Source organism: Paraburkholderia sp. GAS334 (assembly GCF_050436625.1).
GTDB lineage: Bacteria > Pseudomonadota > Gammaproteobacteria > Burkholderiales > Burkholderiaceae > Paraburkholderia.
This window is the reverse complement of the sequence record NZ_JBNDMO010000001.1, coordinates 730319-753999: the sequence shown is the minus strand read 5'-3', so window position 1 is coordinate 753999 and position 23681 is coordinate 730319. Positions and strand designations below refer to the sequence as shown.

Sequence of the window (23681 nt, the reverse complement as noted above, 5' to 3'; positions counted from 1 at the left end):
CGAAACCGCACCGCGCTGCGTCACTTCGCAACCACTCCGGCACCGCTTCGTTCTGCGTCGCTGCATCAGCAGCAGAGAAACGAGATTATGAAGAACATTTGCTTCGTCGTCAACAGGTTTTTTTAACTTCCCCACCCGCTCAACGCCCCGCAAAGCCTTGCCCATACTGGCTTCCCGCGTCCCCGCGCCTTCTTCCGAAAGCGCGAAAGATCGAGATTCTAGCCACCTCCCCCACGCCTTGCAAGCACTATTTTTGAGAACGGACAGACGCCGTCAAAACGGCGATCGGGGATGCGATCCCCGGTGATCGGGGATGCCGGGATCAGACCGCTACCTGCTTTTCCATCAACCGCTCAACGATACGTAGAAAGTGCTCTACATCCGGCGTCGTGCGTTTTGCTTCTTTTGCGCGGTCGTCCCATTTGCGCAGGCGCAACGCATCTTCTGCGTAGGGTTTGGCCAGAAAGGCCTGCGCCTCTTCCCTGCTATATATGCCGCCCTGCAATTCCAGACTACGCACCGAATCCGCCGACAACTGCCCAAAGTATGTGTCGTCGATCGCGCACAGGCAGCGTTTTGCGTCCACATGCAGGCGGATCGGTTCAAGCACGGCCTCCGGCAACACCGGCCGCAGGAACGGCAACGCGAAATACTGGTGCAGGTCGTCGATGCCACGCGCGGACGGTGTCTCGCCCTGCTGGTTCAGCAAATGACCGAGATCGTGCAGAAACGCTGCTGCAATCAGTTCTTCGCTCGCGCCCGCTTCCTCTGCCAGCGCACCACTTTGCAATGCATGCTCGAGTTGCGTGACCGGTTCGCCGCTATAGGCGACCTCACCGTGCTGCTCGAACAATGTACGGATGTCGTCCAGACTCAATGCCACGCTCTTACTCCCACGGTAGCGAAAACGTCTTCAGATTGGTAAAGCTCTTCATCGCCTCCTGCACGCCTTCCTTGTAGCCGAGGCCCGAATCCTTGATGCCGCCGAATGGCGTCAGCTCCGACCGGTAGCCCGGCACTTCCCACACGTTCACCGTGCCGACGCGCAGTTCATTGACGAAACGAATGATCGCGTCCTGACGGTTCGTGCATACGCCCGATGACAACCCGAACGCCGTGCCATTGCTGATCCGGATTGCGTCATCGAGCGTATCGAACGTGATGATTGGCGACACCGGACCGAAGGTTTCCTCGCGCACGAGTGCCATCGATGGATTCACCTGATCGACGACGGTCGGTGCATATAGCGCGCCGCGACGTTGATTGCCGACGAGCAGACGTGCGCCCTGCGCAACCGCTTCATTCACGCGCGACTCGAAGAACATCGCGGCGGCTTCGTCGATCACGGTGCCCATCTGGTTCGCTGAGTCGAAGGGATCGCCGTGCGACCAGGCACGCGTCTTCTCCACGACGATTTCGGTGAACCTCGCAGCGACGCTCTTCTGCACGAGCATCCGTTTGACGGCGGTACAGCGCTGGCCGGAGTTCTTGTACGAACCCTGCACAGCCAAAGTCGCCGCGCGTTCGAGATCGGCGTCTTCGAGCACGATCAACGGGTCGTTGCCGCCCAGTTCGAGCACGACGCGTCGATAGCCTGCCCTCGCTGCAATATGCTTGCCGATCGCGACGCCACCCGTGAACGTCACGAGTTCCGCAAGCGGATTCGTCACCAGTTCATCGGCGATTTCGCGCGGATCGCCTGTCACGACCTGAAGCATCGGGTCGGGCAAACCGGCTTCGTACAGGATGTCCGCGAGATATAGCGCAGACAGCGGTACCTTCTCCGACGGCTTCAGCAGCACGCGATTGTTCGTTGCAATGGCGGGCGCCACCTTGTGCGCGACCTGGTTCATCGGATGGTTAAAAGGTGTGATCGCAACGATCACACCGGCAAGCGGCTCGCGCTGCGTAAACACGCGACGCTTCCTGCCATGTGGCGTGAGATCGCACGAAAAGCTCTGGCCATCGTCGCGCAGCGCTTCGATCGAAGAAAACTTCAGCACATCCGCGACGCGTCCAATCTCGTAGCGCGAATCCTGCTTCGACAAACCCGATTCGAGCGAGATCAGATCCGATGCTTCTTCGGCGCGCTCGCGAAGCAGCGCTGCAGCGCGCTCGAGAATCTGCGAGCGCTCATAGCGTGTGAGCTTCGCCTGATACGCGGCAGCGTATTCGAACGCACTACGCACGTCGTCTACGCTCGCAAGCGGCACGGTACCCACGCGCAGCCCCGTATAAGGATCAAACACATCGAGCGTGCGCTCGCGCAATGCGCGTTCGCCTTTCAGACGCAGCGCTTCTGCACGAAACGCCGGATGATCCTTATACGTGAGCGCATTCATGATTTCACCACGTGGTTGAGCGCGAGATCGAAGATGTCGAAATTCCGCAGACGACGGCCTTCAGTCGCTGAACGCTCAATTCGACGATTGAACAGCAACGGCACGGTCTGTTCCGACAAACCACCGTGCGAACGCAGCGGCACCGTGAGCCCGGAAAGATCGTGCTGTTCGCGTCGCGTGCCGAGCACCACATTGCGCGCGCTGACCACCACGATGTCGCCGACGCGATCGTTCGGCAACTCGAAGCGCTCGCATGCAGTCTTGTTATCGAGCACGACCTCGACGCCCGGCAAACCACCCATGCGCCCGATCACCTGCGCGGCGCTCACATCGCGCGGCAGATAGACCGTCGCGAACGAACCGAGCGCGCCGTGATGAACGACATACGGATCGGTGATCGGCAGAATCACGCGAGCCGCACTGGCGCCAAGCCATTCGTCGAGCGCGTCCTGCAGATAGATGACGTTCGGCTCACCCGTTTCCGGATCGTGCTTCGCGTTCATGCCGTGGTCGGCGGTCAGTGCGACGACCCAGCCGAGTTCGTCGAGCCGCGCGAGGTAACCGTCCATCATCGCGTAGAACGCGTTCGCGCCTTCGGTGCCCGGCGCGGCCTTGTGCTGTACGTAATCGGTGGTCGACAGATACATCAGGTCGAGCTTCTGCGTTTCGGCGAGACGTATACCAGCAGCAAAAACAAATTCGGACAGTCCGGCGCTGTAGACGTCCGGTACCGCCAGGCCGACGAGATCGAGCACGTTGTCGATGCCATTTTCCTCGCGCGTCACGCTGTCCGCCTTTTCTGCGGAGAAGCAGATGCCTTTCATCTGCCAGCCAAGCAGGCGGCGTAGTTTGTCCTTCGCGGTGACGACCGCCACTTTCGCGTCCGCTTCCGACGCCGCTGCCAGCAACGTGCCCGCACGCAGATAAGCGGGGTCGTTCATCATGACTTCCGCGCCCTTGCCGCCGTTCGCGTCCGGATCCCGGAAGTAGTTGCCGCAGATGCCATGCACCGAAGGCGGCACGCCGCATACGATCGACAGGTTGTTCGGGTTGGTGAACGACGGAATCACGCAGTCACCCTTGAACGCCGCGCCGCCGCGCAGCATCTTGCCAAGGAACGGCGCGACGCCGGCCGCGACTGCCGCCTCCAGATAGTCGTATTCGCAACCATCGACGCACACGACGACAGTCGGCGTCGACGGAAAAGCGTATTGACGGCCGTTGGCTTCGAAATTGCGTTGAGTCTGGTTTGACATCGTCTTCGTCCATTCGCGTCGATCACGCGCGTTCTTCATCAGTCGAGGCCGGGAAGGTCCGCACCGCAGACCGTTCTCCAGCCGGTTCACAAGCTTCATGCGCGCGCTGCCGGCCGCCGTTCACATGGGCGCGCATCAGCGCGGCTGCATGCTCTGCGTCGCGCGAGGCGAGCGCCATCAGGATCGCGCGGTGCTCGTCCAGCGAGCGCGCCATCGCATCGTCGTGCGCGACAAGCGCCGCACGACGGAAAAGATTCAGTTCGCCGACGAGCCGCCGGTACGTCTCGTACAGCTTCCCGTTGCCCGCCGATGCCACGATCGTGTCGTGGAACGCGACGTTCGCGCGCGTGTACGCGTCCTGATCCTGCGTATCGAGCGCGCCTTGCATGCTCTCGACCCAGGCGCGCAATCTCCCGAGCTGTTTTCCGTCGAGACGCGCCGCCAGCATCCGGCACGCCGCTTCTTCCAGCACCGCGCGCACGGCGTAAATTTCGTCGGCTTCCGCGAGCGTCACGGTCCGCACAAATACCCCGCGGTTTTTCTCAGTGCGCACCAGCCCCGCCTGCTCCAGCGCCCGAAACGCCTCTCGCACCGGCCCGCGCGACACCTGCAGCCGCGCAGCCCAGTCGGCTTCGTTCAACTTGTCGCCGGGCGCCAGGTTGCCGTCGGCAATCTGGCGCTCGATCGCGTCACGCACGAGCGTCGTCAGCGAATGCCGGCGCACCACATCAATTGCATCGACGGAAGCTGTTTGCATATTTTCGGTCATTTCGACATTTTTTGCCACATCGATATGCGTGATGGACCGACAAGGCACATCACAGGAAAAATTGAGCGGCGGCCCGTCAGTCCACGCGACGGCGGGGAACGCGTGCGGCGATCAGAAGCAGCGCAGCGAGCGAAACGAGCAGAAGAATCAGCGAAAGCGCGGAAGCCGGCAGGTAATAACCGCGCTCGACCTGTCCGACGACGACAATCGGCACCGTCGCAAAGCCCGGCGGATAAACAGTCAGCGTAGCGCCCAGTTCGCCGAGCGACAGCGCAAAACCGAGCGCGAGACTCGCGCGAATTGCAGGCACGAGTTGCGGCAACACCACACGACGCAGCACCATCGCGGGTGGCGCACCGAGACTTGCCGCCGCTTCACGCAGTATGGTCAGTTCAGGCCGCAGCGCAGCGCTCGCACACCGATAGCAGAACGGCAACACGAGTGCGAGCTGAACGAATACGACGATGGCCGCCGAACTCGACAGATCGACCGGCGCCTTGTGATACGCAATCAGCACGGCGAGGCCGAGCACCACGCTCGGCACACCGTTGGGCATCATCGCGATCGTATCGACGAACGCACCGAGTCCGCGACGATCACGCCCTTCAAGCGCCAGTGCAAGCCACAGGCCCAGAATCGTGCCGAGCACCGCGACGCCGAAACCGATTTCCAGACTGGTTGTGAGCGCATCAAAATCGCTGGAGCCAAGGCGTTCAAACCAGCGCATGCTGAAGCCGTCGGGCAGGATCGTGCCGGACCAGTGCGCTGCCACGCTCGACAGCGCGACCACGCCCACCGGCAACACGAATAGCCAGAAACACAGCAGCGCAGCGAGACCGAGCAGCACGGAGCCGGCAAAACGCACCAGCACATTGCGCTTCACCGGACGCGCACGGTGATGCACGGCCGGCAGCGGAACCGGATCGAGTTCAGCGTCCATGGCGTGTGCCTCCTGCCTTGTGTCGATTGACCTGGCGATACAACGCGTATAGCGACAGCGACATCGCGAGCATGACGACCGCGCCTGCCGCTGCGGTCGGCAGATCGAGATCGACCGTTGCCGAGCTATAAATCGCCACGGGCAGCGTGATCAGATGCGCACTGCCCAGCACGAGCAAAATGCCGAACTCGTTGAGCGTCAGCAGGAAACAGAGAATCGTGCCCGCCGCGATGCCCGGCCACGCGAGCGGCAGGATCACGCGAAACGCGACCATCCAGCCGGGCGCGCCAAGGCTTCGCGCGGCTTCGATCAACCGCATGTCGAGCGTCGCAAACGAAGCGAGCGTCGGGCGCACGACGAACGGCGCGTAGAACACCACTTCGGCGAGAATCACGCCGCCAATGCCGAACAGAAAGTTGAGCGGCGGGTTCTCCAGATGGAAAAGCCTTTGCAGCCCAATGCTGACTGAGCCCTGCGAGCCGTACAGAAAAATCAGCGTGAAGGCGACGAGAAACGATGGAAACGCCACAAACAGTTCAAGGAACCGCGTCACCATCCGCGCGCCGGGAAACGGCTTGAAGAACAGCAACGACGCCAGTGCCACACCGAGTAACGATGCAAGCCCGGCACTCGCGAACAGGATCCACAGCGTCGTGCCAACCACGCCGCGCGTTTCCGGATTCTGGAAAAACTGCGCGTAGGCGTGAATGCTGAATCCGTGCGGCCCGGTGAGGCTCAGCGAAACGAGCCGCACGAGCGGATAGATCACAAGCGGTCCAAGCACGACAACCGCGAGAAACAGCAGATGCCATTGCGCCGCACGTTCGCGACGGCGTATCGCCGCCCTGTGCGCCGCGCCGCTGGCCGCGCGATGCGCGTCGGCGAGGGCTTCAGGGCTGGATAAGGACGACATCGTCTGCCTCGTATTGCAGTGAGATCCGCGCGCCTTTCTCCGGCATCATGCCCTGACCGCGCTGCATCTGGACCTGAACCGGGTCATTCGGCATTGCATCGAGCGTGACCGACACCGACAGCACCGCGCCATACCATTCGACCGATGCAATCGTGCCGTGAAGTTGCCCTTCACCGAGCGGAACAATACGCATGCTTTCCGGACGTAGACACGCCACGCGGTCGCGCTCGTTGTAACGCGCGTCGCCCATTGCGAAGGCGACCTTCGGCGAAAGCAGGTTTGCCGCGCCCAGATAGCGGGCAACAAATGCGTCGTTCGGAGTGTCATACAACTGCTGCGGCGTGCCGAGCTGCGCGATGCGGCCTTCGCGCATCAGCAACGTGCGGTCGGACAGCACCAGCGCATCATCCTGATCGTGCGTCACGCAGACGATCGTCAGGTTCGGCAGACGCTCATGCAGCGACTTGAGTTCAGAGCGCACTGACGCGCGCAGATTGGCGTCGAGTGCGGATAGCGGTTCATCGAGCAGCAGCACATCGGGCTCGATCACGAGCGCGCGGGCCAATGCGACGCGCTGCTGCATACCGCCCGACAGCTGCGCCGGCATGACGTGGCCGGCATCTCCAAGTTGCACGAGCTTCAGCGCGCCCGCAACGCGTCGCGCAACGTCTTTCGACGGCGTGCGACGCGCCTTCAGCCCGAACGCGACGTTTTCATAGACAGAGAGATGCGGAAACAGCGCGTAGCTCTGGAACAGCAGGCCCAGATTACGTTTATGCGGCGGGACATGCGTCAGATCGCGGCCTGCGACCGTCAGCGTGCCCGCCAGTCCGTCGGCTTCAATGAACCCGGCGATAAAGCGCAGCAGCGTCGTCTTGCCGCAACCGCTGCGGCCCAGCACGGTCAGCAATTCGCCGCGCTGGATCGTCAGCGACAGATCGTCGAGCACCGTGCGCGAACCGAAGCGCACCGTCAGATGATCGATCTGCACGCCACCTGGCGTGTCCGAACGCGCATCGCCGAGCGCGTCCGGTTCGGCGCCGAGCGCGCCTGGATGAGCAAGACTGGCCGTATTCACCGGGTTCATCCTCCAACGTTGATAGTGCTGGTACAGGTAACGACAGCAGCTTACTTCGGCTTGACGACTTCGATCTGCTTGCCCGACGAACCGATCACGTCGTTCTTCCAGCGTGCCGTCCAGTCAGCCTTCTTCGCCATCACCTGCGTCCAGTCGACCGGAATAATCTTCACGCCAGCCGTCGCCTTCTTCACGATCTCGCCGTTCTTGCCTGCCAGCGGCACGTCCGTACGACCCGGAATACCGAAGATGTCCGGCACCTTCGACTGCACGTCCGTCGACATCAGGTAGTCGATCAGCTTCTTGCCTTCAGCCTGGTTCGGACCGTTCTTGATCAGGCCGATTGCGTACGGCAGCTGGAACGTCGTCGGCTGGCCGCCTTCGTGCGCGAGGAAAATCGGCTTCAGCGACAGGCCGCCGTTCGCAGCGTCATCGAGGTCCATCTGCAGGTCGCCGTTCGCGAACGCAATTTCGTTACGCGAGAGCAGCACGTCGAGGTAGCCCGTGCCCTTCGTATGGAACTTGGCGCTTTGTTCCAGCTTCTTCAGGTAGTCGAATGCCTTGTCTTCACCCATCAACGAGGTCGTGAGGATGATCACGGCCATGCCGTCGCCAGCCGTTGCCGGGTTCGAATACGCCACCTTGCCGCTGAAATCCGGATGCAGCAGGTCGGCAAACGTCTTCGGCTGGTTCTTCGTGACTTCCGGGTTGATCGCGAACGAGAAATAGTTGTTCACGAACGTCGCCCACGAACCGTCCGACGCCTTCGCGATCGCCGGCACGTTCTTGTAGTTGACGCTTTCGTACGTCTGCAGGAGGCCAGCCTGGCTCGCCTGCTGGATGAACGGCGGCAGCGTGACGATCACGTCCGCCTTCGGCGCATCCTTTTCGATCGTCGCGCGGTTCACCACTTCGCCGCTACCTGCCGTGACGATGTTGACCTTCACGCCTTCCTTCTTCTCGAACGCGGGCAGCACATCCTTGTAGAGGTTCTCGAGGCCGTCGGCGGTGTAAAGCACCACCGCGTCGGCCGCGTGCGCCTGCATCGCCGCGCCGCCGAACGCCGCTGCGGCCACCAGCGCCGGAAGCAGTTTGCGGACGATGCCGGCCGTCGTGTGAAGGTGATTCTTGTTTGTCATGTCGCTCTCCGAAAGGCAAAAACCAGACGGTCGGGAAAACCCCATACCAGTTGTGATTGAAACGGCGCGTACGCCGTGCCTCTTTTTTTGCATTGCCACAGCCCGATTGCAGATTGCTGACAACCTTACTGATTCATTTCTAGCGAGACGTCCGGCCAGCGGAGTGTTCCAGAGCGGCCTGCCTTGCCTGAAAGGGCACGGCAAGGATCACAGGTTTCCGTGACAGCGGCATGACTATTTTCACCAATTCCACAAAATGACACAATTCGCCAATAATATACATATCGCTCGTGCGCACAAGGTGCACATTTCATCTGACTATGGAGGTTGTGTGATTCTCGGAAACGATCCAATCCTGTTGACGCCGGGGCCGCTTTCGACCTCGCCCGAAACCCGCCAGGCCATGCTGCGTGACTGGGGTTCGTGGGATGCCGCCTTTAACCGGATGACACAGACCGTCTGCGCCGACCTGATCGAAATCGTACATGGTGAAAGTGACTACGTGTGCGTGCCGATGCAAGGCAGCGGCACGTTCGCCGTGGAAGCCGCCATCGGCACGCTGGTCCCGCGCAACGGCTGCGTGCTGGTGCCGAACAACGGCGCGTACTGCGCGCGGATCATCAAGATCCTTCAGCGGATGGGCATTGCATACGTCGAGCTCTTGCTGCGCGAAGACGAGCCGGTGACCGCCGCCGCGATCGAGGACGCGTTCAACGACGACGCGCGCATCACGCACGTCGCGCAGGTGCATCTGGAAACGAGCGCCGGCCTGTTGAATCCACTCGATGAGATCGCCGCGCTGTGTCAGCGTCATGGCAAAAGCCTGATCGTCGACGCGATGAGTTCGTTCGGCGCGTTGCCGATCGATCTGCGCAAAGGCGGCATCGACGCGCTGGTGTCGGCGAGCGGAAAGTGCCTCGAAGGCGTGCCGGGCATGGGCTTCGTGATCGTGAGGCGCAGCGTGCTGGAGGCGAGTGAAGGCCAGTCGCCGTCGCTCGCGCTCGATCTGCACGACCAGTACGCGTATATGCAAAAGACGACGCAGTGGCGCTTCACGCCGCCGACGCACGTCGTCGCCGCATTGCGTACCGCGCTCGACCGCTTTATTACGGAAGGCGGCCAGCCGGCGCGCGGCGCGCGTTACCAGCAGAACTACAGGACGCTGGTCGACGCGATGAAGACGCTCGGCTTCGAGCCTTTCCTTGCGCCCGAGGTTCAGGCGCCGGTGATCGTTACGTTCCACGCACCGAAGGATCCGGCGTGGCGTTTTGTGGACTTTTACGCGGCCGTGCGCGACGCCGGTTATGTACTTTATCCGGGCAAGCTGACTCAGGTGGAAACGTTCCGCGTCGGTTGCATCGGCGCGATCGATGCCAACGAACTGCACAACGCGGTGGCCGCCATCGACCGCTCGCTGAAGAAACTGGGCGTGCGTGTGCGGTAACGGCGGCCGCTTCGGGTGAAAGCGGCGCAACGCTCTGGAAATGCGGGTCGCTCAGGCGATCAGGATTTCCGGGCCGCGCGTCGCGATGGCTTTCGCCAGCGCCCGATCCGGCGCGAGTTCTGTCACGAGATAGCGCGCCGATTCGAAGCCGTTGATCCGCACTGGCGTGACGCGGCCGAACTTCGAGTTGTCCGCGACCACGATCACCATGCCCGCTGCCGCGATCATCCGGCTGCGCACTTCGGCGGCCATGCGGGAGTAATCGGTGAGCCACGCATCCGACGAAATGCCGCCCGCGCCGATGAACGCGAAGTCCGCGTGATACTGGCTCAACTGATGGATCGTATCGAGGCCGAACGTGGCGTCTTCCAGATCCGACAGTTCCCCGCCCAGCAACGTGACGCGATTGTCGTTGCGCCTGCCGAGCAGCAGCGCGATCCGCCAGTCGTTGGTGTATACGGTGAGCCGGTGCCGGTCGGTCAGCGCCCGCGCGACGGCCTGCGTCGTACTACCCGAATCGATGATGACGGAGGCGCCGTCCGGCAGGAACTGTGCCGCGCGCTCGCCGATTGCCCGCTTGGCGCCGGCATTGGCCGCTTCGCGCGTGTCGAGATCGGGTTCGCGCCGGTCGCTCGAGAGCGCGCCGCCGTGCGTCGTGACGATCAGGCCGCGACCGGCGAGCGTATTGAGATCGCGCCGGATGGTTTCGCGCGAAACGTTCAGTTCGCGAACGAGTTCAGCTACCGACAACGCGCCATTTCTGGCGACCTGCGACAGGATGTATTGATGACGTTGTTCTGCGAGCATCGCTGAGGGTGCCGGGCTGACGGCACACGTGAGTTCGGAAGGCCGGCGTATTGTATTACGCGATGCGGCGGAACGCTCCGCCCATCGCGCTTCCCTGCTACCCTGAACACCCTGGCCGCGCTTCGTCGATGCGCGCTCCGTCAAACGATCTGCCGATGCGCTCACTGTTTCGCCGACTTCTGCTGCTCTTCCACGCGCTGCGCTACGGCGCGCGCCTCGTCTGGCTCGCGGCGCCGCAGCATCACAAGCTGCGCTGGGCCGCGACGCTTGCCAGCCGTCTGCATGAGTCGGACTCGGCACGCGCGAGTGTGCATGGCGCGCTGCCTCAGCTTGGCCCACTCGCCAGTGCGTTCGCCACTGCGCTTGCCGACCATCCTGAACTCGCGACTGGCACGGTGCACGATGTGATCGACGCCGTCGAACACATGCAGGCGCCGCTTACGCCGCCGGAAGTCGAGCGCGCGCTGGTGGCTGCGTTCGGGCGGCCGCTCGCTGCGCTGTTTGCTTCTATCGATCTCACACCCGCGCGCAACGGCTTCGCCGAGCAGACGCATATCGCGCAGTTGATCGACCCCATCGACGGACACTGCAACGTGACGATCAAGGTACTGCGGCTTGCCGAGGTCGAGCAGATCGGCGATGAAGCCGCGCTGTTGCGCTGGGTCGCGCGCTGGCTCGAAAAGTTTTCAGGAACAGCGCGTCGCCTGGAACTGCGGGCGCTCGCCCAGTCGTTCACGCAGGAGTTGCTGCGCCGCTTCGACCTGCGCGCCGAAGCGGCCAATCTGAGCCAGACCGGACATCATTTCGACAATGACAAGCGAATCGCCGTCCCGAACGTGATCTGGGATCTGTGCACGCCCACCACGCTGACCGTACAGCGGATCGAAACGTTATCGGTCGCCAACGTCGTCGGGCTGCACGCACACCACATCAAGCTCGCGACGCTCGCCGCCCATATCATCGAAGTGGTGAGCGAGCAGGCGTTCGAACACGGTTTCTTCCACGCGGCGCTCGATGCCGAACGTGTGCGCGTGAGCATCGAACCGGACTCGCTGGGCCGGCTGGTGCTGGCGGATTTCGCGATCATGTCGAGCCTGTCGTCGCAGGAAAGGCAGTTCTTCGTGCACGGCGCGAGCGCGCTCTTCGAACAGAACTACGGACGCCTCGCCGACCTGCATCGCAACGCCGGTCACGTGCCGTCCACCACGCGCACCGAAGTGCTCGAAGCCGAACTGCGCACGCGCGCAGAGGCCCATTTCGCCGACGAGCCTGAACAGCGCTCGGCCGGCGCGCTGTTCCATCATCTGCTGCACGCGGTGCAGCCGTTCGAGGGCGCCGTGTCTGCGCGCCTCGCGAATGCGCAGCGCTCGTTCGAGCAGGCGGAAGCGCTGGCGCGCGCGCTGCATCCGGGCGTCGACACATGGAATATCGCGCGACGGACGCTGGGCGACATCGCGCGACGCGACCTCGGGCATCGCGGCTGGATCAAGCGCATTTCGGAGGAATTGCCGCATCTGGCGCATATCGTGCCGCGCCTGCCGCAACTCGCCGTGCGCTATCTGCAGCATCAGCACGACCTGGCGCCCCAGCAACAGCGCGCTGAGCTCGCGCATGAGTTGGGTCGAGAGTACCGGCGCACGCGCGCGCTGCTGTGGGCGTGCGCGGTATGCGGCGCCGTACTGGGTGCTGGCGCGATATTGCTGGTCCAGTAGCCCCGGTCACGCGGCCGGGTGCAGGCTCGAACAAGACGCGCCTTCTACAGTCGACCACACTGCCGGCTTCTACCGGACACGAGGCGTCGATTTTCCGATGTGGGTTACCTTCAATGCCGCGCTCTTTGTCGTGCTGTGGTCGACGGGTTTTGTCGTCGCCCGCGCGATCACGCCGTTTGCGGATCCGAATCTCTTTCTTCTCGCGCGCTTCGGCGGAACCGCGGTGCTGTTCGCAATTGTGGCGCTCGCGACACGCGCGACGTGGCCGACCGGCCGCGACCTCGGCAAGCATCTGCTGGCCGGTGCGTTGTTGCAGGGCGTCTACCTTGGCGCGGGCTACTGGGCCGTCGCGCAGGGGCTGAGCGCGGGCGTGATGGCGCTGCTCGGCGCGCTTCAGCCGCTGCTGACCGCGGCCGTCGCCGCGCCGCTCTTCGGGGAGCGACAGTCGCGGCGCGGCTGGGCCGGCATGGCGCTCGGCCTGATCGGCGTCGCGCTCGTGCTGGAACCGAAGCTCGCAGCCGCAGGCGCTCCCGTGCCGCGCGGGAGCGCGCCGCCGTGGCTCGTTGTCCTGATTTCGATTCTTGCGGTTGTGTCGATCACGGCTGGGACGCTGTTTCAGAAGACGTCCCTGGCGAAAGCCGATATCCGCAGCGCGAGCGCCGTGCAGAATTTTGGCGCGGCCGTCGTGGCCACGGCGCTGGCGCTTGCACTCGGCGAGCACCGCTGGATCCCGTCGACGCAGTTGTGGGCGTCGCTCGCGTGGGGCATCGTGATGCTATCGGGCGTCAGCGTCACGCTGCTGATGTGGATGGTCCGGCGCGGCGAAGTATCGCGCGCGACGGTGCTCCTGTTTCTCGCGCCGCCGCTTGCCGCACTCGAAGGCTATATCGGCTTCGGCGAAAAGCTGCTTCCGGTCCAGATCGCCGGTTTCGTTTTTGCGCTTGCGGGCGTCTGGCTCGCGCGGTCTTCGCGGTCCTGAACGTCGTGCGCTGGGACCCGCGCCGCGACCCCAGCAGGCCGGAGTCGATCGCGGCTCGCGACGGGCGTTGAAATCGCCCGTCGGCCGGCGGTGCGCCTGGCCACCGTCGGCGGGCGCACGGTTTGAACGCGTGTCGTGATCTCAATCGGCGGTGTCGCCGCCGGCGGGCAATTTCCTGTGCGCCGTGGAGCCCGGAGCCGGTGACCATGCCGGTCGCGCCTTGCGCTGCGAATCAACCACAACAATGTAACGCCCCGCCCACGGCGTCATCTGCCGGTCAGAATGAAGCACCCAGAGCGACGCGCCGGACGCAACGAGCGCTTCGTATTCGGCGTCGAGAATGCCGTGATGATCGAGAAACACGTTCAGCGACGCGGGAATGCGCACACAACCCTTCGAGTGACGGATGCCCAGCAGCGGCTCCAGCCGGTCGGGATCGGTGGCATGCATCTGGAAGCGCATCTGCGACACGCCGCCCTTCCCCCAGCCCCGCTCCCCGTCAGCCCAGCCCAGATCGAAAATACGCATGTCGTGCTTGCCATAACCACGAATACCGTTCTGGTTCATCGTGCCTTCAGCGCGAAAATCCATGTTGTCGGGCGTATGTTCGAAGACGCCAAGCGGCGTGATGAAATGATCGAACTCGCCCGGCCGGCCTGTCGCGACAGGCGATGCGCCGATCATTTGCCATTTGTCGGCCGGCGCCGCGCGAAAGTAGATGAAGAGCGCCTGCACATTGGCACTACGATCGACCAGCACCACATACTCACCGGACAACCCGCCAGAATCATTGGCCGCGAGCGCCGCCTGCAGGCGGGCGCCGTATGCGGCCTGCTCCGCGGCTGGCACCTTGAGCCGGCGTGTGACTTCGCGTGCGAACGCGTCGCGCATCAGAAGCGCGCGGCGCGGATCGACGACGACGCCGGCATTCGGTGGGGCGACGGATGCTCGGGCTGGCGGCGGCGCCGAAGCTGCGGACGCAGGTGCCGACGCGGTTGCAGTTGCGGTTGCCGATGACGGCGCCGACGAGGCCGGCAACGGGTTCGCTGGTGTCAGCGACGCGGCATTGCTGACATTCGCAGCCGGCGTCGAGCCAGCGGCGAGCGCGGCAACGCAAGACAATCCACACAGACCGGCCACTGCCAGCCGGACAATCCAGGCGTGGCAATGGTCGGACTTGTAGTTATGTTGCGGCTTTCCTGCAGTCCCCGGTATTCCGCTCTTTCTGCTAGCCTGATCAGGACATACATCGATGTTCATCTCGTCTCTTCGGGCGAGCCCGCATTTGAATTAATCTCAATGAGCCAGCACGTGATGGGCCTGAAGGATGTTACCAGGCGCATCCAGTATCGTGGTCGAATATGAAATCCGCCGACGCGGAAACGCCCGGTCAAATAATGCGCACCGGAATCGCGATGCGCCAGCCTGCACCGGAAGCGTGGTGAAGGGGATTTTAACCAGCGTTTTGTGACTGGATCGATCGACGCACCATCACCGCAACGTGAAAACAGGTAAACGTTCCAAAGGAAAATCGATGACTCTGAAAGATCCCGCCGCGTATCAGCGACGCATAATCGAAGAAATGCACATTACACAGCATTTTGACGCGGTACAGGAAATCGAATGGCGCGTCGGCTTTCTCGCGCGGTATCTACGCGACAGCGGGTTGAAGACGTACGTGCTCGGCATCAGCGGCGGTGTCGATTCGACGACGGCCGGCAGGCTTGCGCAACTCGCCGTCGAACGCCTGCGTGCGGACAACCATGACGCGCGCTTTGTCGCGATGCGGCTGCCGTACGGCACACAACATGATGAAGACGACGCGCAGCAGTCGCTCGCATTCATCCGCGCCGACGAAAATCTGACCGTCGACGTGAAGCCCGCCGCCGATGCGATGCTCGCCGCGCTCATCGCGGCCGGCACGCAGTTCGCGGATCCCGCGCAGCAGGATTTCGTCCACGGCAACATCAAGGCGCGGCAGCGGATGATCGCTCAATACGCGGTGGCGAGCGCGCGAACGGGCGTTGTGATCGGTACGGATCACGCCGCTGAATCGGTAATGGGTTTCTTTACCAAGTTCGGCGATGGCGGTGCGGACGTGTTGCCGCTCGCGGGGCTGAATAAACGGCGGGTGCGTGAAGTTGCTCGCGCGCTGGGTGCGTCCGAGGGCATCGCGTCAAAGACGGCTACCGCGGATCTGGAAACGCTGCGCCCACTGCGCCCCGACGAAGATGCGTATGGCATCACATACGAACACATCGACGACTTTCTGGAAGGCAAACCGGTCAGCGACGATGTGTACGAGACAGTTTTCCGCTTCCACCAGGCGACGCGCCACAAGCGCGCGTTGCCCTACACGCCATTCGACTGGCCGATGGACAACTAGCTGAAAACACAACGCGCTTCGTCACTGGAGTGACGAAGCGCGTTGGATGTAAATCAATGATCACGCGGACGAGATGGATCACCTCACTTCTGCCGTGCGGGAGGTTCATCGCCAAATAGCGAAGAACTCGCCTCGAGCGCGACGCCGTTCAGATGGAGCGTATGTACCTGACGTGCAATGACCTCTCCAACGTAAGGCACATTCGCGTCCAGTTCAACGACTGCGTATGCACCCGGCGTTCCCGCCTCGTACACGGCAATTTTGGACGCGTAGTGTCCTAACTCCTTCTTGAGGAAGTCACGCACTTCCTGCTCAGTACACGATTCCGGGATATTCCTGACGGTGAGATTCATGGCGTTCCATGATTACCGGACGCGACGCTCACTGGTGCGCGCACGTACCGGTTGCAGACGCGCTCGCCTGGTTTTTGCTGCCGCATGACGGATAATCGCCGCGCCGAGTAAAGCTACTGAGACATAAAAAACAATCATTTCAAATCTCCCCTGTGCATTTCGTCCTGATGTCAGGATAGTCAGAACGTGCTTCAAATGCGATGCGACAATTTGCCATGACGTGAACGGCGACCGGCATTCCAGCTACGACAAGGCTCTCAGACCCATTCAAAAAGCGGAACGCTCTGTTAGCCCCGACATGCCTTGCCCATATGACTGCAAGGCATTATCAATGGACTGTACCTGATTGAACGACAAAAAAAATAGCAAGAACAGTTTTTTTCCATGGCCCACCAAACAGGGCCGAAACGGGGGGATAGCGGTAACAGTTTGCCAGAAGCAAAGCGTGCTGCTGAATGTCGAGGGTGTACGGTTGTTTTACGGGGCGGTCGGCGCGCGCAGCAAGCGCAAAGCGTCGGCATCGTCCGCCGTCAAGCGGTGGACGAACGCGAGAGAAAGGGCCGGACGCGGCAGTGCCGTGACGAGCTCTTGCCAGACTGTCACGCGCGTGGCCGCTGTTACGCACGTGTGCAGTGATAAGTGAGGCGGCGGGCTGACTTGTGTCAGCTCGCCGTTTCTATATGGGCATCGTTCACCTGCGCGCCGCCCGCGCCCCTAACTTTTCTTGCGCGCCTGCAACGCCCGGATTCGCGTCATTGCTCCGGTATTGGCGACTGCCGATTCATACATCTGCGCGAGATCGGCCTTCAGCGCCGTGCGGGACCCGCCATCGAGATAAATCATGTGCCCTGACGGGTAGAAGCGCGCCGACAGATTCTGCCGGACCTGACTGCTGACGAGCGGCATCTCCTGCAGATCGAGGATGGTCTGGTAGAACGGCGTAACGAAGTCATAGAAGCCGTTCGCCGACAGCACTTTCAGATCGACGTTGAGCGCCATTACCGCAGCCAGATCTCCTGCCGTGTAAAGGACGATATTGCCTTTCGAATCAAGACCTTTCTGCGCACCAGTCGGATCGATATGACCGAAGTCCCAGTTCGCGAACGCCTGATCGTTGAGATCGGTGAAGGACGAATTCGACGTGAACTTCAACTGCTCATTCAGATACACGTTCCACATCGTGGTGTACACGCCCGTCACGGCCGTCATCGTGGGATCGTTGCCGCCCGAGTTCGGATCGATCTTGCCCGCGATGCCCGTTTCAATGCCGGTGACACGACCGTCGTACTCTCCGAGCGCAAGTCCTTTCGACTTCAGCAGCGTGGTCAGGAAGAGCGAATTGCCACGACTGTCGTAGGCCGCGACATCAAGGCTCCACGCGAGCAGCGTGGTTTTGTCGATCCCGGTGTATTCGCTGAGCTTTTCGACTGTCGCATTGTCCGTAGTCGGAAACTTGCGTAGCGCGGCCAGGTAATCGGTACGCGCAAACTGCGCGACTTCTTCGGCGAATGCGCCGAGGTCGGTCGGCGTTGGCGCTACGCCGAGCTTGCGGTGATACCAGGCATCGGCGGCTGCGGTCGGCAACACACCAACCGGATTGCCCGACTGCGTGTAATCGAGAATCGACGATTGCAGCGTAACGCCGTTCAGGTCGACGCCGTCCTCATGCAACCGGTACGCAAGGACACAGCTACGGGCGGTGCCGTACGATTCGCCGAACAGGAACTTCGGCGAATTCCAGCGGCTGTTCTTCGTCAGAAAACGCTTGATGAACTGCTTGATCGAATCGGCGTCCTGATCCACGCCCCAGAAATCGCGATTCTTGTGCGGCGCGATCGCAGCCGAGTAACCGGTACCGACAGGATTAATGAAAACGAGGTCACTCCTGTCCAGCAGGCTGTCGGGATTGTCCTCCATCGCATAGGGCGCTGGCGGGGTGAAACCCGGCATCGACGTCTTGATGCGACGCGGCGCAAACGAGCCAAGCAGCACGAACACCGACGACGAACCGGGCCCGCCGTTGTAGAAGAACGTGACGGGCCGCGTTTCTTCCTTCTGGTTATCCTGCGTGAACGCCACGTAGAACATCTTGGCGCTCGGCAAGGAACTGCTCGAGTCGACGGTCACGAGGTGACCCGCCGTCGCCGTGTAATTGATCTGGCGACCTCCGATCGTGGTCGTATGCTTTGTGATCGCTGCATTTTCGGTGCTGTCGTTCACAGAGTCGTCGGGGCCGTTGCCATACGCAACCGGATCGAAGAACGGTTTGTCCCCCGCCCGGTGCGGTGCGGCGGCCGCCATCGGCGACTGCGTGGCGTGGGAATTGTGCGGCGACTGCGAACTGCCGGAAGCTGACTCGGGGTTAGTCATGATCGCTCCATCGGATTCGTTGACGTCATATTAAGTCGTGCAAGATGCTGCCCATCATCGACGCAAGCGGGTCACCGGTCGCCACGCTATCGACCTGACTGACCACCGGCCCGCTGGTCGAACTATAGTGCTGCCGCCACCTTCTGACCATTAGGGCTGCCGAGGCCGGTGCATGCGTCCCAGCCCGGGCCGGCGGAAAAGCTGCCGTTATTGCCCTGCGTGATGTCGTTGCAGGCACCGTGAGCCTGATAAAGCTTCGGATTCACGAAGCCGGCGGGCTGCCCTTTTGCTGCGTTGATGCGCGCAATCAGTCCAGCCCAGAGCGGCGCCACCGCGCTCGTGCCGCCGACTACTGTCCGCGTGCCGTCAATCAATACGTCGTAGCCCGTGGCAGGCGATGCATCACCGGCGACATCGGGTACGCCGCGTCCGCCGAGGGCCGTTTTGCCGCCATGCGCGGCCGTAGCCGACAGCCCCTTCTGCCACGCCGGCACGGGGAATGCGGTACTCACGCCGCCCCCGCCCGCGCCGCCGTCCACGCCGTCATTCCATACCACTTCCTGTGTAATCGACGTGCCGGAAGCCTGCAGATGCGTGCCGCCGCACGCAAGCACGTAGGGGCTCGACGCAGGGAAATCGACATGCTCGCCGCCATCGCCCACGCCATCGGACGACCCGCTGTCGCCCGACGCCGCGCAAACCGTCACCCCCATTGTCGCGGCGGCCTGCAAAATGCCATTGAAGGCGTTCAGCGACTGCGCGGTCCAGATCGTTTCCGGGCCGCCCCAGCTGATCGATATGACCGACGGCTTGTGGGTCGTGTCATGCACTGCGCGGCTCACAGCATCAATAAAGCCAGCGTCGCTGTTCGCGGTGAAATAAACGGCGATCGTCGCGCCCGGTGCGATGGCTCCCGCGATTTCAATATCGAGCGTGACCTCGCCGTCGGGTCCGTTCGGATCGCCGCTCGGCTGGTTGCTGCCCTGGTCAACACCGACAGAGACGATCTTCGGTGTCGCCACGCCGAGCCCCGAAAAATAGGCGTTCAGATCCGCCGACTGATAGCCGCCACCAAGTTCGATGATGGCGATGCACTCGCCCTTGCCGTCTCCCGGCGGAAAGTCATATAGCGACGCCAGTTGCAACGGCGTGAAGGCGCCCTGATGCGCTTGTGCCGGCACGAACGGCGGGCGAATGCGAAAGTGCGGCCGCGCCTGCGGGCGGTTGTCGAGCCCGAGCACCGCCGTGACAACGCCTTGCAGATCGTCAGGCACGCTGATGACGCCCGTGCGCCCGCGATACTGGCCCATCGAATGATGTTCGAAATGCTGCAGGTGGACATCGAATGCGCTCTGGAACTGCGCGATCGTGCCAGTCAGCACGACGGTCGCCGCCGCGGGATCCTCGCGCACGATATTCAAGCCATGTGCCGCGGCAAACGCTTTCAGCTTTGCGACGTCATCGGGCGCGGCACCGAACTGCTTCGCGAATTCCTCACGCGACACAGGTTTCACTTTCGGGTCGCCCGACTCGATTTTTGTCATCAGCGCCTGAAACTGCTGCCCGCCCTGGCGACGCAGCATGACAACGACCTCAATGGTTTCCGCCGGGTTGCAACTGCCAACGACTTTCGAGCCCGCCTGTACCGCCCGATCGCTTCCAGCCAGTGGATGTTTTGCCATGGTATTGATCCTCCTCCGTGCACGGACATCACGCCGCGCGTTGGCACAGTGGACTTCGAGACGCCTGCGGGCCTGCATTGGAACCCGCACGGCGCCTGTGTTTCAACGACATCGCTGAACCGTCCGACAAATCCATTCAAACACAGTTCCTGTCGCCGTCACACTCGGCCATCCGGCCAGTTTGCAACGGCGAGCGCCGTCGGTAGGATGTCCGTGATCGCGCTATGATTGCGCGGCGCGCTAACCAGCGCGTCCGTTGCCTCGCGCGCCGTACATGCGCCCGATCGAAGAATCCGAGGAACCTTCCCATGTCCATTTCAATGTATCAAGCATCCGTGCCCGTGCTCGTGCGCGGCCTGACCAACCTCCAGACGTTTCTCGGCAAAGCCGAGGCGCACGCCGCAGAAAAACAGATCGACCCGCTCGTCCTCACCGGCGCCCGCCTCTTTCCCGACATGCTGCCGTTGAAGCGTCAGGTCTGCATCGCGACCGACACGGCGAAAGGCTGCGCCGCTCGCCTCGCGGGTGTCGAAGCGCCGAAGTACGAGGACTTCGAACAGACATTCGACGAACTCGATGCCCGTATCCAGAAGACGATCGATTATTTGAAGGAATTCAAGCCCGAGCAGATCGACGGATCAGAAGAGCGTCCCATCACGCTAAAGATGCGCACGGGTCCGGTTGAGTTTGTCGGGCTTGGCTATCTGCTGCATTTCGCGCTGCCCAATTTCTTCTTCCATACGACGACCGCTTACGACATCCTGCGTCATAACGGCGTCGATCTGGGCAAGCTCGATTTCCTTGGCCGCAGCACACTCGGCTGATCCGGCCGATCTGCGTGACACCACACAACGCGGCGACGCTTTTGCAAACGTCGCCGCCTGTGACGCGTGTGTTGCCATCGTCGTCTGAATTCATCAGGCGGCGATGGCGCAGTGCCAGCAGTAGAACGGCGGCGACCCGGACTTCACGTGGACGCCACCTGCAGATCAGTCACCGTTGCGAGACCAGACCCGCGCATCACACCCGGGGCTGGAATGCGATGAGGCTCATGCCGGCCAGCGTCACGGCGACGCCGACAAGATCCCACAACGTTGGCCGCACCTGATCGACGGCCCACAGCCACAGGATCGCGACCGCGACATAGACGCCGCCGTATGCGGCATAGACGCGCCCCGCGGCCGTGCCATGCAACGTCAGCAGCCACGCAAACAGCGCCAGGCTTAGCGCGCCCGGTACAAGCAGCCACGGTGAGCCGTCCTCTTTGAGCCAGCGCCACGGCAGATAGCAACCGACGATCTCGGCAATCGCGGTCACCGCATAAAGAAGGAATGTCGTCATTGATGAGCGAAGGGGTGTTGTGAAGGAGGAAGTTGTCGACGGACGTAGATAACACGCAAATCGTCTATGGCTTTTATTAACACAATCACTTTGCCCGCGGCCCGATCCGCATGCGAAAGTCACCGCACCTCTTCAATCTCCCCGGTATGTCATGACCGCCAAATCTCCCTGCGTCGACATCTGCAGGTTCGACGGCAAAACTGGCCTGTGCATCGGCTGCCTGCGTACCCGCGACGAATGCAAGGGATGGAAGACGATGAAAGACAAACACCGTCGCAAGATTATCGACGACAGACCGCGTCGTGAATCGAAGCTGAACAGGTAGACCAGGCCACACTGATCGCTGAACCAGGGACCTTGCGCCATTGGCAGATCAATCGAGCGATAGCCGCAACGCGAACCCAACCAGCGCCGCTGAAAATGTCCACCGCTGGACGGTCTGCGCGAGCGGATGGCTCCGCATCCAGTTCGCGATCCGTGCGGCGCCGATCGCGTAGGCCGCATCGAAACACGCGCCAACGATCAGAAGCGCGATGCCCAGTTCGGCAACCTGAACGGCGACCGGCCCCGCCTCCGGCCGAACGAATTGCGGCAACAACACTGAACAGAACAACAACGCCTTTGGATTCAGCAAGTTGGTCAACAAACCCTTGACGAAGGCCGCGCGCAACGGGCGCGGCTCAGGTGCGACGACCCCGCCCGCCGGCAACGCGAAAACCGGTGACCGGAAAATCTGCACCGCGATCCATGCTAGATATACCGCGCCGCCATAGCGGACGACTTCGTAAAGCCAGGGCGCGCTGCGAAACAGTGCAGCGGCGCCGCACGCGGACAGCGTGACATGCGTCGCTCGCGCCATCGCAAGACCGCCGGCTGCCGCAAAACCATTTCGCGCACCGCGCCCGATGCTTGTCTGCATGACGAGCGCCATGTCCGGGCCCGGAACTGCGTAGACGACAGCCAGTGCCGCGACAAAAACGACCATTAGATGAGTTGAGACCATGACGAACCCCGCGTTTTTCAAGGCTCTATCTTGCTATCGTCAACGGAGAGATTTCTGGCGATTTGCATGGGCTAGAGATAACTCGCTGGGTTATTGCGCTAAAATTCATCATTAAAATAGCGCTTTCCACCCACATGACCGACGATCTCGACAAAGTCGATCGCGCCATCCTCGCCGCGTTGCAGGCGGATGGACGCATGTCCAACGCTCGCCTCGCCGAACTGGTCGGTCTGAGTGAAACGCCGTGTGCCCGCAGATTGAAGCGCCTGGAAAACGAAGGCTACATCGAGCGCTATCGCGCGATGCTGTCGCGTTCGGCGCTTGGGCTCGGCGTGGTCGCGTTTGTGTATGTGCGGTTTGCTGTGCACGACCGGGCGGTCGCGACGCGCTTCGAGCGCGAAGTCCTTGCGATTCCCCGCATCCTGTCGTGTCATAACGTATCGGGCAGCGCGGACTATGTGCTTCAGGTCGTCGCCCGCGACCTCGACGATTACGGCACCTTCATGCGCGATCAGTTGCGCAGCCTGCCTGGGGTGACATCGGTTGAGTCGTCGCTGTCGCTGCGAGAGGTCAAAGCCAACGGTGGCCTGCCGCTGCCTTAAGCCGATGCCGTGTACAACCAGCGCGTGCCGCAGCGGAGGTTGCTCGCGAAGACCCGTGGCATAGTGGCCAGCGATGTCATATTTTTTACCCGATGAACGACGGAGTTTTCATGGATCACGAACAGGCACGAGCTGAAGAACGCAGTGCGATGGAGCGCGTGCTCAACGCGACGAAGAAAGTACAGACGGCGTTTGCGTCGTTGCAATCGCAATTCCCGCCCGCCGGCGATGGCCGGCCGTCGCAGATGGCATTGCAGACCTTCGATGCAGCGCTGCAAGAACTCGAAGACGCGCAGGCCGCTTTCGACGGGCTCCTCGGCGATCTGCTTGACGGTAACCGGTAAGCGGACGACCTCCTCTCCCTACGAGCCGCTTTTGCCTCACCGACGGTTCATTCTTTCCTTGCGCGGCGCGCCGGCCCAATCTGAAGACGCTGGGCGCGCTAGACCGTTAGTTGCCTTTTCCGCGTGAGTCTGGCCGCTGCACGGCTTGCACGCCTGCCGACGCCGAATGTGTCAGCTTGAAATCTATGACGATTCTGACGGCTTTGCCTGACATCACACGT

The 23681-nt window shown here is 62.2% G+C and carries 23 protein-coding genes; 8 read left to right on the top strand and 15 right to left on the bottom strand.

The window, feature by feature from the left end; translation table 11 throughout:
* Positions 1-322 precede the first annotated feature (322 nt).
* The 8 genes from P3T21_RS03385 to phnS form a co-directional block, all read right to left on the bottom strand.
* Positions 323-883 (bottom strand): phosphonate degradation HD-domain oxygenase, encoded by a 561-nt coding sequence (locus P3T21_RS03385; RefSeq protein ID WP_429254493.1) that lies wholly within the window; start codon positions 881-883, stop codon positions 323-325.
* 4 nt (positions 884-887) lie between these two features.
* The gene (phnY, locus tag P3T21_RS03380; protein WP_429254492.1) at positions 888-2342 is read right to left on the bottom strand and encodes a phosphonoacetaldehyde dehydrogenase; all 1455 of its coding nucleotides are present in this window, start codon (positions 2340-2342) and stop codon (positions 888-890) included.
* Complete coding sequence (gene phnA, locus P3T21_RS03375; protein ID WP_429254491.1) at positions 2339-3598, bottom strand: phosphonoacetate hydrolase; 1260 nt, start codon at positions 3596-3598, stop codon at positions 2339-2341. The genes phnY and phnA overlap by 4 nt, the downstream gene beginning before the upstream one ends.
* Before the next feature lie 22 nt (positions 3599-3620).
* Positions 3621-4367 (bottom strand): phosphonate utilization associated transcriptional regulator, encoded by a 747-nt coding sequence (locus P3T21_RS03370; RefSeq protein WP_429254490.1) that lies wholly within the window; start codon positions 4365-4367, stop codon positions 3621-3623.
* Between the two features lie 76 nt (positions 4368-4443).
* Positions 4444-5307, bottom strand: coding sequence for a 2-aminoethylphosphonate ABC transport system, membrane component PhnV (gene phnV / locus P3T21_RS03365; RefSeq protein WP_429254489.1), 864 nt, complete (start codon positions 5305-5307; stop codon positions 4444-4446).
* A complete protein-coding gene (locus tag P3T21_RS03360) occupies positions 5297-6220 on the bottom strand; it encodes a 2-aminoethylphosphonate ABC transporter permease subunit (RefSeq protein WP_429254488.1) in 924 nt (307 codons plus the stop codon). Before P3T21_RS03360 ends, phnV begins: the two co-directional genes overlap by 11 nt.
* Complete coding sequence (phnT, locus tag P3T21_RS03355) at positions 6198-7298, bottom strand: 2-aminoethylphosphonate ABC transport system ATP-binding subunit PhnT (RefSeq protein ID WP_429254487.1); 1101 nt, start codon at positions 7296-7298, stop codon at positions 6198-6200. The genes P3T21_RS03360 and phnT overlap by 23 nt, the downstream gene beginning before the upstream one ends.
* Positions 7299-7348: 50 nt before the next feature.
* The gene (gene phnS / locus P3T21_RS03350; protein ID WP_429254486.1) at positions 7349-8437 is read right to left on the bottom strand and encodes a 2-aminoethylphosphonate ABC transporter substrate-binding protein; all 1089 of its coding nucleotides are present in this window, start codon (positions 8435-8437) and stop codon (positions 7349-7351) included.
* 331 nt (positions 8438-8768) lie between these two features.
* Here phnS and P3T21_RS03345 point away from each other — a divergent pair, with 331 nt between their 5' ends.
* Positions 8769-9881, top strand: coding sequence for a 2-aminoethylphosphonate--pyruvate transaminase (locus P3T21_RS03345; protein ID WP_429254485.1), 1113 nt, complete (start codon positions 8769-8771; stop codon positions 9879-9881).
* 51 nt (positions 9882-9932) lie between these two features.
* Here P3T21_RS03345 and P3T21_RS03340 read toward each other — a convergent pair whose 3' ends face one another.
* Positions 9933-10688, bottom strand: coding sequence for a DeoR/GlpR family DNA-binding transcription regulator (locus tag P3T21_RS03340; RefSeq protein WP_429254484.1), 756 nt, complete (start codon positions 10686-10688; stop codon positions 9933-9935).
* 155 nt (positions 10689-10843) lie between these two features.
* Here P3T21_RS03340 and P3T21_RS03335 point away from each other — a divergent pair, with 155 nt between their 5' ends.
* On the top strand, positions 10844-12400 hold the full coding sequence (locus tag P3T21_RS03335; protein WP_429254483.1) for an ABC1 kinase family protein: 1557 nt from the start codon (positions 10844-10846) through the stop codon (positions 12398-12400).
* 97 nt (positions 12401-12497) lie between these two features.
* Positions 12498-13379 (top strand): DMT family transporter, encoded by an 882-nt coding sequence (locus P3T21_RS03330; RefSeq protein ID WP_429254482.1) that lies wholly within the window; start codon positions 12498-12500, stop codon positions 13377-13379.
* A gap of 141 nt (positions 13380-13520) precedes the next feature.
* Here P3T21_RS03330 and P3T21_RS03325 read toward each other — a convergent pair whose 3' ends face one another.
* Entirely contained in the window at positions 13521-14639 is a 1119-nt protein-coding gene (locus tag P3T21_RS03325; RefSeq protein ID WP_429254481.1) for a L,D-transpeptidase, read from the bottom strand.
* Positions 14640-14913: 274 nt separating this feature from the next.
* Here P3T21_RS03325 and nadE point away from each other — a divergent pair, with 274 nt between their 5' ends.
* A complete protein-coding gene (nadE, locus tag P3T21_RS03320; protein ID WP_429254480.1) occupies positions 14914-15765 on the top strand; it encodes an ammonia-dependent NAD(+) synthetase in 852 nt (283 codons plus the stop codon).
* Positions 15766-15848: 83 nt separating this feature from the next.
* On the opposite strand, the gene P3T21_RS03315 is transcribed toward nadE, so the two are convergent.
* The 3 genes from P3T21_RS03315 to P3T21_RS03305 all read right to left on the bottom strand — a co-directional run bounded on the left by P3T21_RS03315 (position 15849) and on the right by P3T21_RS03305 (position 20170).
* Positions 15849-16118, bottom strand: coding sequence for an RNA-binding protein (locus P3T21_RS03315; RefSeq protein ID WP_429254479.1), 270 nt, complete (start codon positions 16116-16118; stop codon positions 15849-15851).
* Between the two features lie 714 nt (positions 16119-16832).
* Positions 16833-18488: a S10 family peptidase gene (locus tag P3T21_RS03310; protein ID WP_429254478.1), complete on the bottom strand. Its 1656-nt coding sequence runs from the start codon at positions 18486-18488 to the stop codon at positions 16833-16835.
* Between the two features lie 122 nt (positions 18489-18610).
* Positions 18611-20170, bottom strand: coding sequence for a S53 family peptidase (locus P3T21_RS03305; protein ID WP_429254477.1), 1560 nt, complete (start codon positions 20168-20170; stop codon positions 18611-18613).
* Between the two features lie 308 nt (positions 20171-20478).
* On the opposite strand from P3T21_RS03305, the gene P3T21_RS03300 reads away from it, so the two are divergent.
* A complete protein-coding gene (locus P3T21_RS03300) occupies positions 20479-20994 on the top strand; it encodes a DUF1993 domain-containing protein (protein WP_429254476.1) in 516 nt (171 codons plus the stop codon).
* A 196-nt stretch (positions 20995-21190) separates the two neighbouring features.
* Here the strand turns inward: P3T21_RS03300 and P3T21_RS03295 are convergent, their stop codons facing one another.
* Entirely contained in the window at positions 21191-21511 is a 321-nt protein-coding gene (locus P3T21_RS03295; RefSeq protein ID WP_429254475.1) for a YnfA family protein, read from the bottom strand.
* A gap of 151 nt (positions 21512-21662) precedes the next feature.
* Between P3T21_RS03295 and P3T21_RS03290 the strand changes: the two genes are divergently transcribed.
* A complete protein-coding gene (locus P3T21_RS03290; protein WP_429254474.1) occupies positions 21663-21836 on the top strand; it encodes a DUF1289 domain-containing protein in 174 nt (57 codons plus the stop codon).
* A gap of 48 nt (positions 21837-21884) precedes the next feature.
* On the opposite strand, the gene P3T21_RS03285 is transcribed toward P3T21_RS03290, so the two are convergent.
* On the bottom strand, positions 21885-22514 hold the full coding sequence (locus tag P3T21_RS03285) for a LysE family translocator (RefSeq protein ID WP_429254473.1): 630 nt from the start codon (positions 22512-22514) through the stop codon (positions 21885-21887).
* Between the two features lie 134 nt (positions 22515-22648).
* Between P3T21_RS03285 and P3T21_RS03280 the strand changes: the two genes are divergently transcribed.
* Together P3T21_RS03280 and P3T21_RS03275 are read left to right on the top strand one after the other, a co-directional pair.
* On the top strand, positions 22649-23116 hold the full coding sequence (locus tag P3T21_RS03280) for an Lrp/AsnC family transcriptional regulator (protein ID WP_429254472.1): 468 nt from the start codon (positions 22649-22651) through the stop codon (positions 23114-23116).
* Between the two features lie 110 nt (positions 23117-23226).
* The gene (locus P3T21_RS03275; protein WP_429254471.1) at positions 23227-23460 is read left to right on the top strand and encodes a hypothetical protein; all 234 of its coding nucleotides are present in this window, start codon (positions 23227-23229) and stop codon (positions 23458-23460) included.
* Positions 23461-23681 lie beyond the last annotated feature (221 nt).

What these genes read in the sequence shown, in the direction of transcription:
- phnA (WP_429254491.1), bottom strand. Translation starts at nt 3,598, where the DNA reads ATGTCAAACCAGACTCAACGCAATTTCGAAGCCAACGGCCGTCAATAC.
- P3T21_RS03295 (WP_429254475.1), bottom strand. Translation starts at nt 21,511, where the DNA reads ATGACGACATTCCTTCTTTATGCGGTGACCGCGATTGCCGAGATCGTC.
- P3T21_RS03310 (WP_429254478.1), bottom strand. Translation starts at nt 18,488, where the DNA reads ATGACTAACCCCGAGTCAGCTTCCGGCAGTTCGCAGTCGCCGCACAAT.
- P3T21_RS03285 (WP_429254473.1), bottom strand. Translation starts at nt 22,514, where the DNA reads ATGGTCTCAACTCATCTAATGGTCGTTTTTGTCGCGGCACTGGCTGTC.
- P3T21_RS03275 (WP_429254471.1), top strand. Translation starts at nt 23,227, where the DNA reads ATGGATCACGAACAGGCACGAGCTGAAGAACGCAGTGCGATGGAGCGC.
- P3T21_RS03360 (WP_429254488.1), bottom strand. Translation starts at nt 6,220, where the DNA reads ATGTCGTCCTTATCCAGCCCTGAAGCCCTCGCCGACGCGCATCGCGCG.
- P3T21_RS03370 (WP_429254490.1), bottom strand. Translation starts at nt 4,367, where the DNA reads ATGACCGAAAATATGCAAACAGCTTCCGTCGATGCAATTGATGTGGTG.
- phnS (WP_429254486.1), bottom strand. Translation starts at nt 8,437, where the DNA reads ATGACAAACAAGAATCACCTTCACACGACGGCCGGCATCGTCCGCAAA.
- nadE (WP_429254480.1), top strand. Translation starts at nt 14,914, where the DNA reads ATGACTCTGAAAGATCCCGCCGCGTATCAGCGACGCATAATCGAAGAA.
- P3T21_RS03280 (WP_429254472.1), top strand. Translation starts at nt 22,649, where the DNA reads ATGACCGACGATCTCGACAAAGTCGATCGCGCCATCCTCGCCGCGTTG.
- P3T21_RS03315 (WP_429254479.1), bottom strand. Translation starts at nt 16,118, where the DNA reads ATGAATCTCACCGTCAGGAATATCCCGGAATCGTGTACTGAGCAGGAA.
- phnY (WP_429254492.1), bottom strand. Translation starts at nt 2,342, where the DNA reads ATGAATGCGCTCACGTATAAGGATCATCCGGCGTTTCGTGCAGAAGCG.
- P3T21_RS03290 (WP_429254474.1), top strand. Translation starts at nt 21,663, where the DNA reads ATGACCGCCAAATCTCCCTGCGTCGACATCTGCAGGTTCGACGGCAAA.
- P3T21_RS03305 (WP_429254477.1), bottom strand. Translation starts at nt 20,170, where the DNA reads ATGGCAAAACATCCACTGGCTGGAAGCGATCGGGCGGTACAGGCGGGC.
- P3T21_RS03330 (WP_429254482.1), top strand. Translation starts at nt 12,498, where the DNA reads ATGTGGGTTACCTTCAATGCCGCGCTCTTTGTCGTGCTGTGGTCGACG.
- P3T21_RS03340 (WP_429254484.1), bottom strand. Translation starts at nt 10,688, where the DNA reads ATGCTCGCAGAACAACGTCATCAATACATCCTGTCGCAGGTCGCCAGA.
- P3T21_RS03300 (WP_429254476.1), top strand. Translation starts at nt 20,479, where the DNA reads ATGTCCATTTCAATGTATCAAGCATCCGTGCCCGTGCTCGTGCGCGGC.
- phnV (WP_429254489.1), bottom strand. Translation starts at nt 5,307, where the DNA reads ATGGACGCTGAACTCGATCCGGTTCCGCTGCCGGCCGTGCATCACCGT.
- P3T21_RS03325 (WP_429254481.1), bottom strand. Translation starts at nt 14,639, where the DNA reads ATGAACATCGATGTATGTCCTGATCAGGCTAGCAGAAAGAGCGGAATA.
- P3T21_RS03335 (WP_429254483.1), top strand. Translation starts at nt 10,844, where the DNA reads ATGCGCTCACTGTTTCGCCGACTTCTGCTGCTCTTCCACGCGCTGCGC.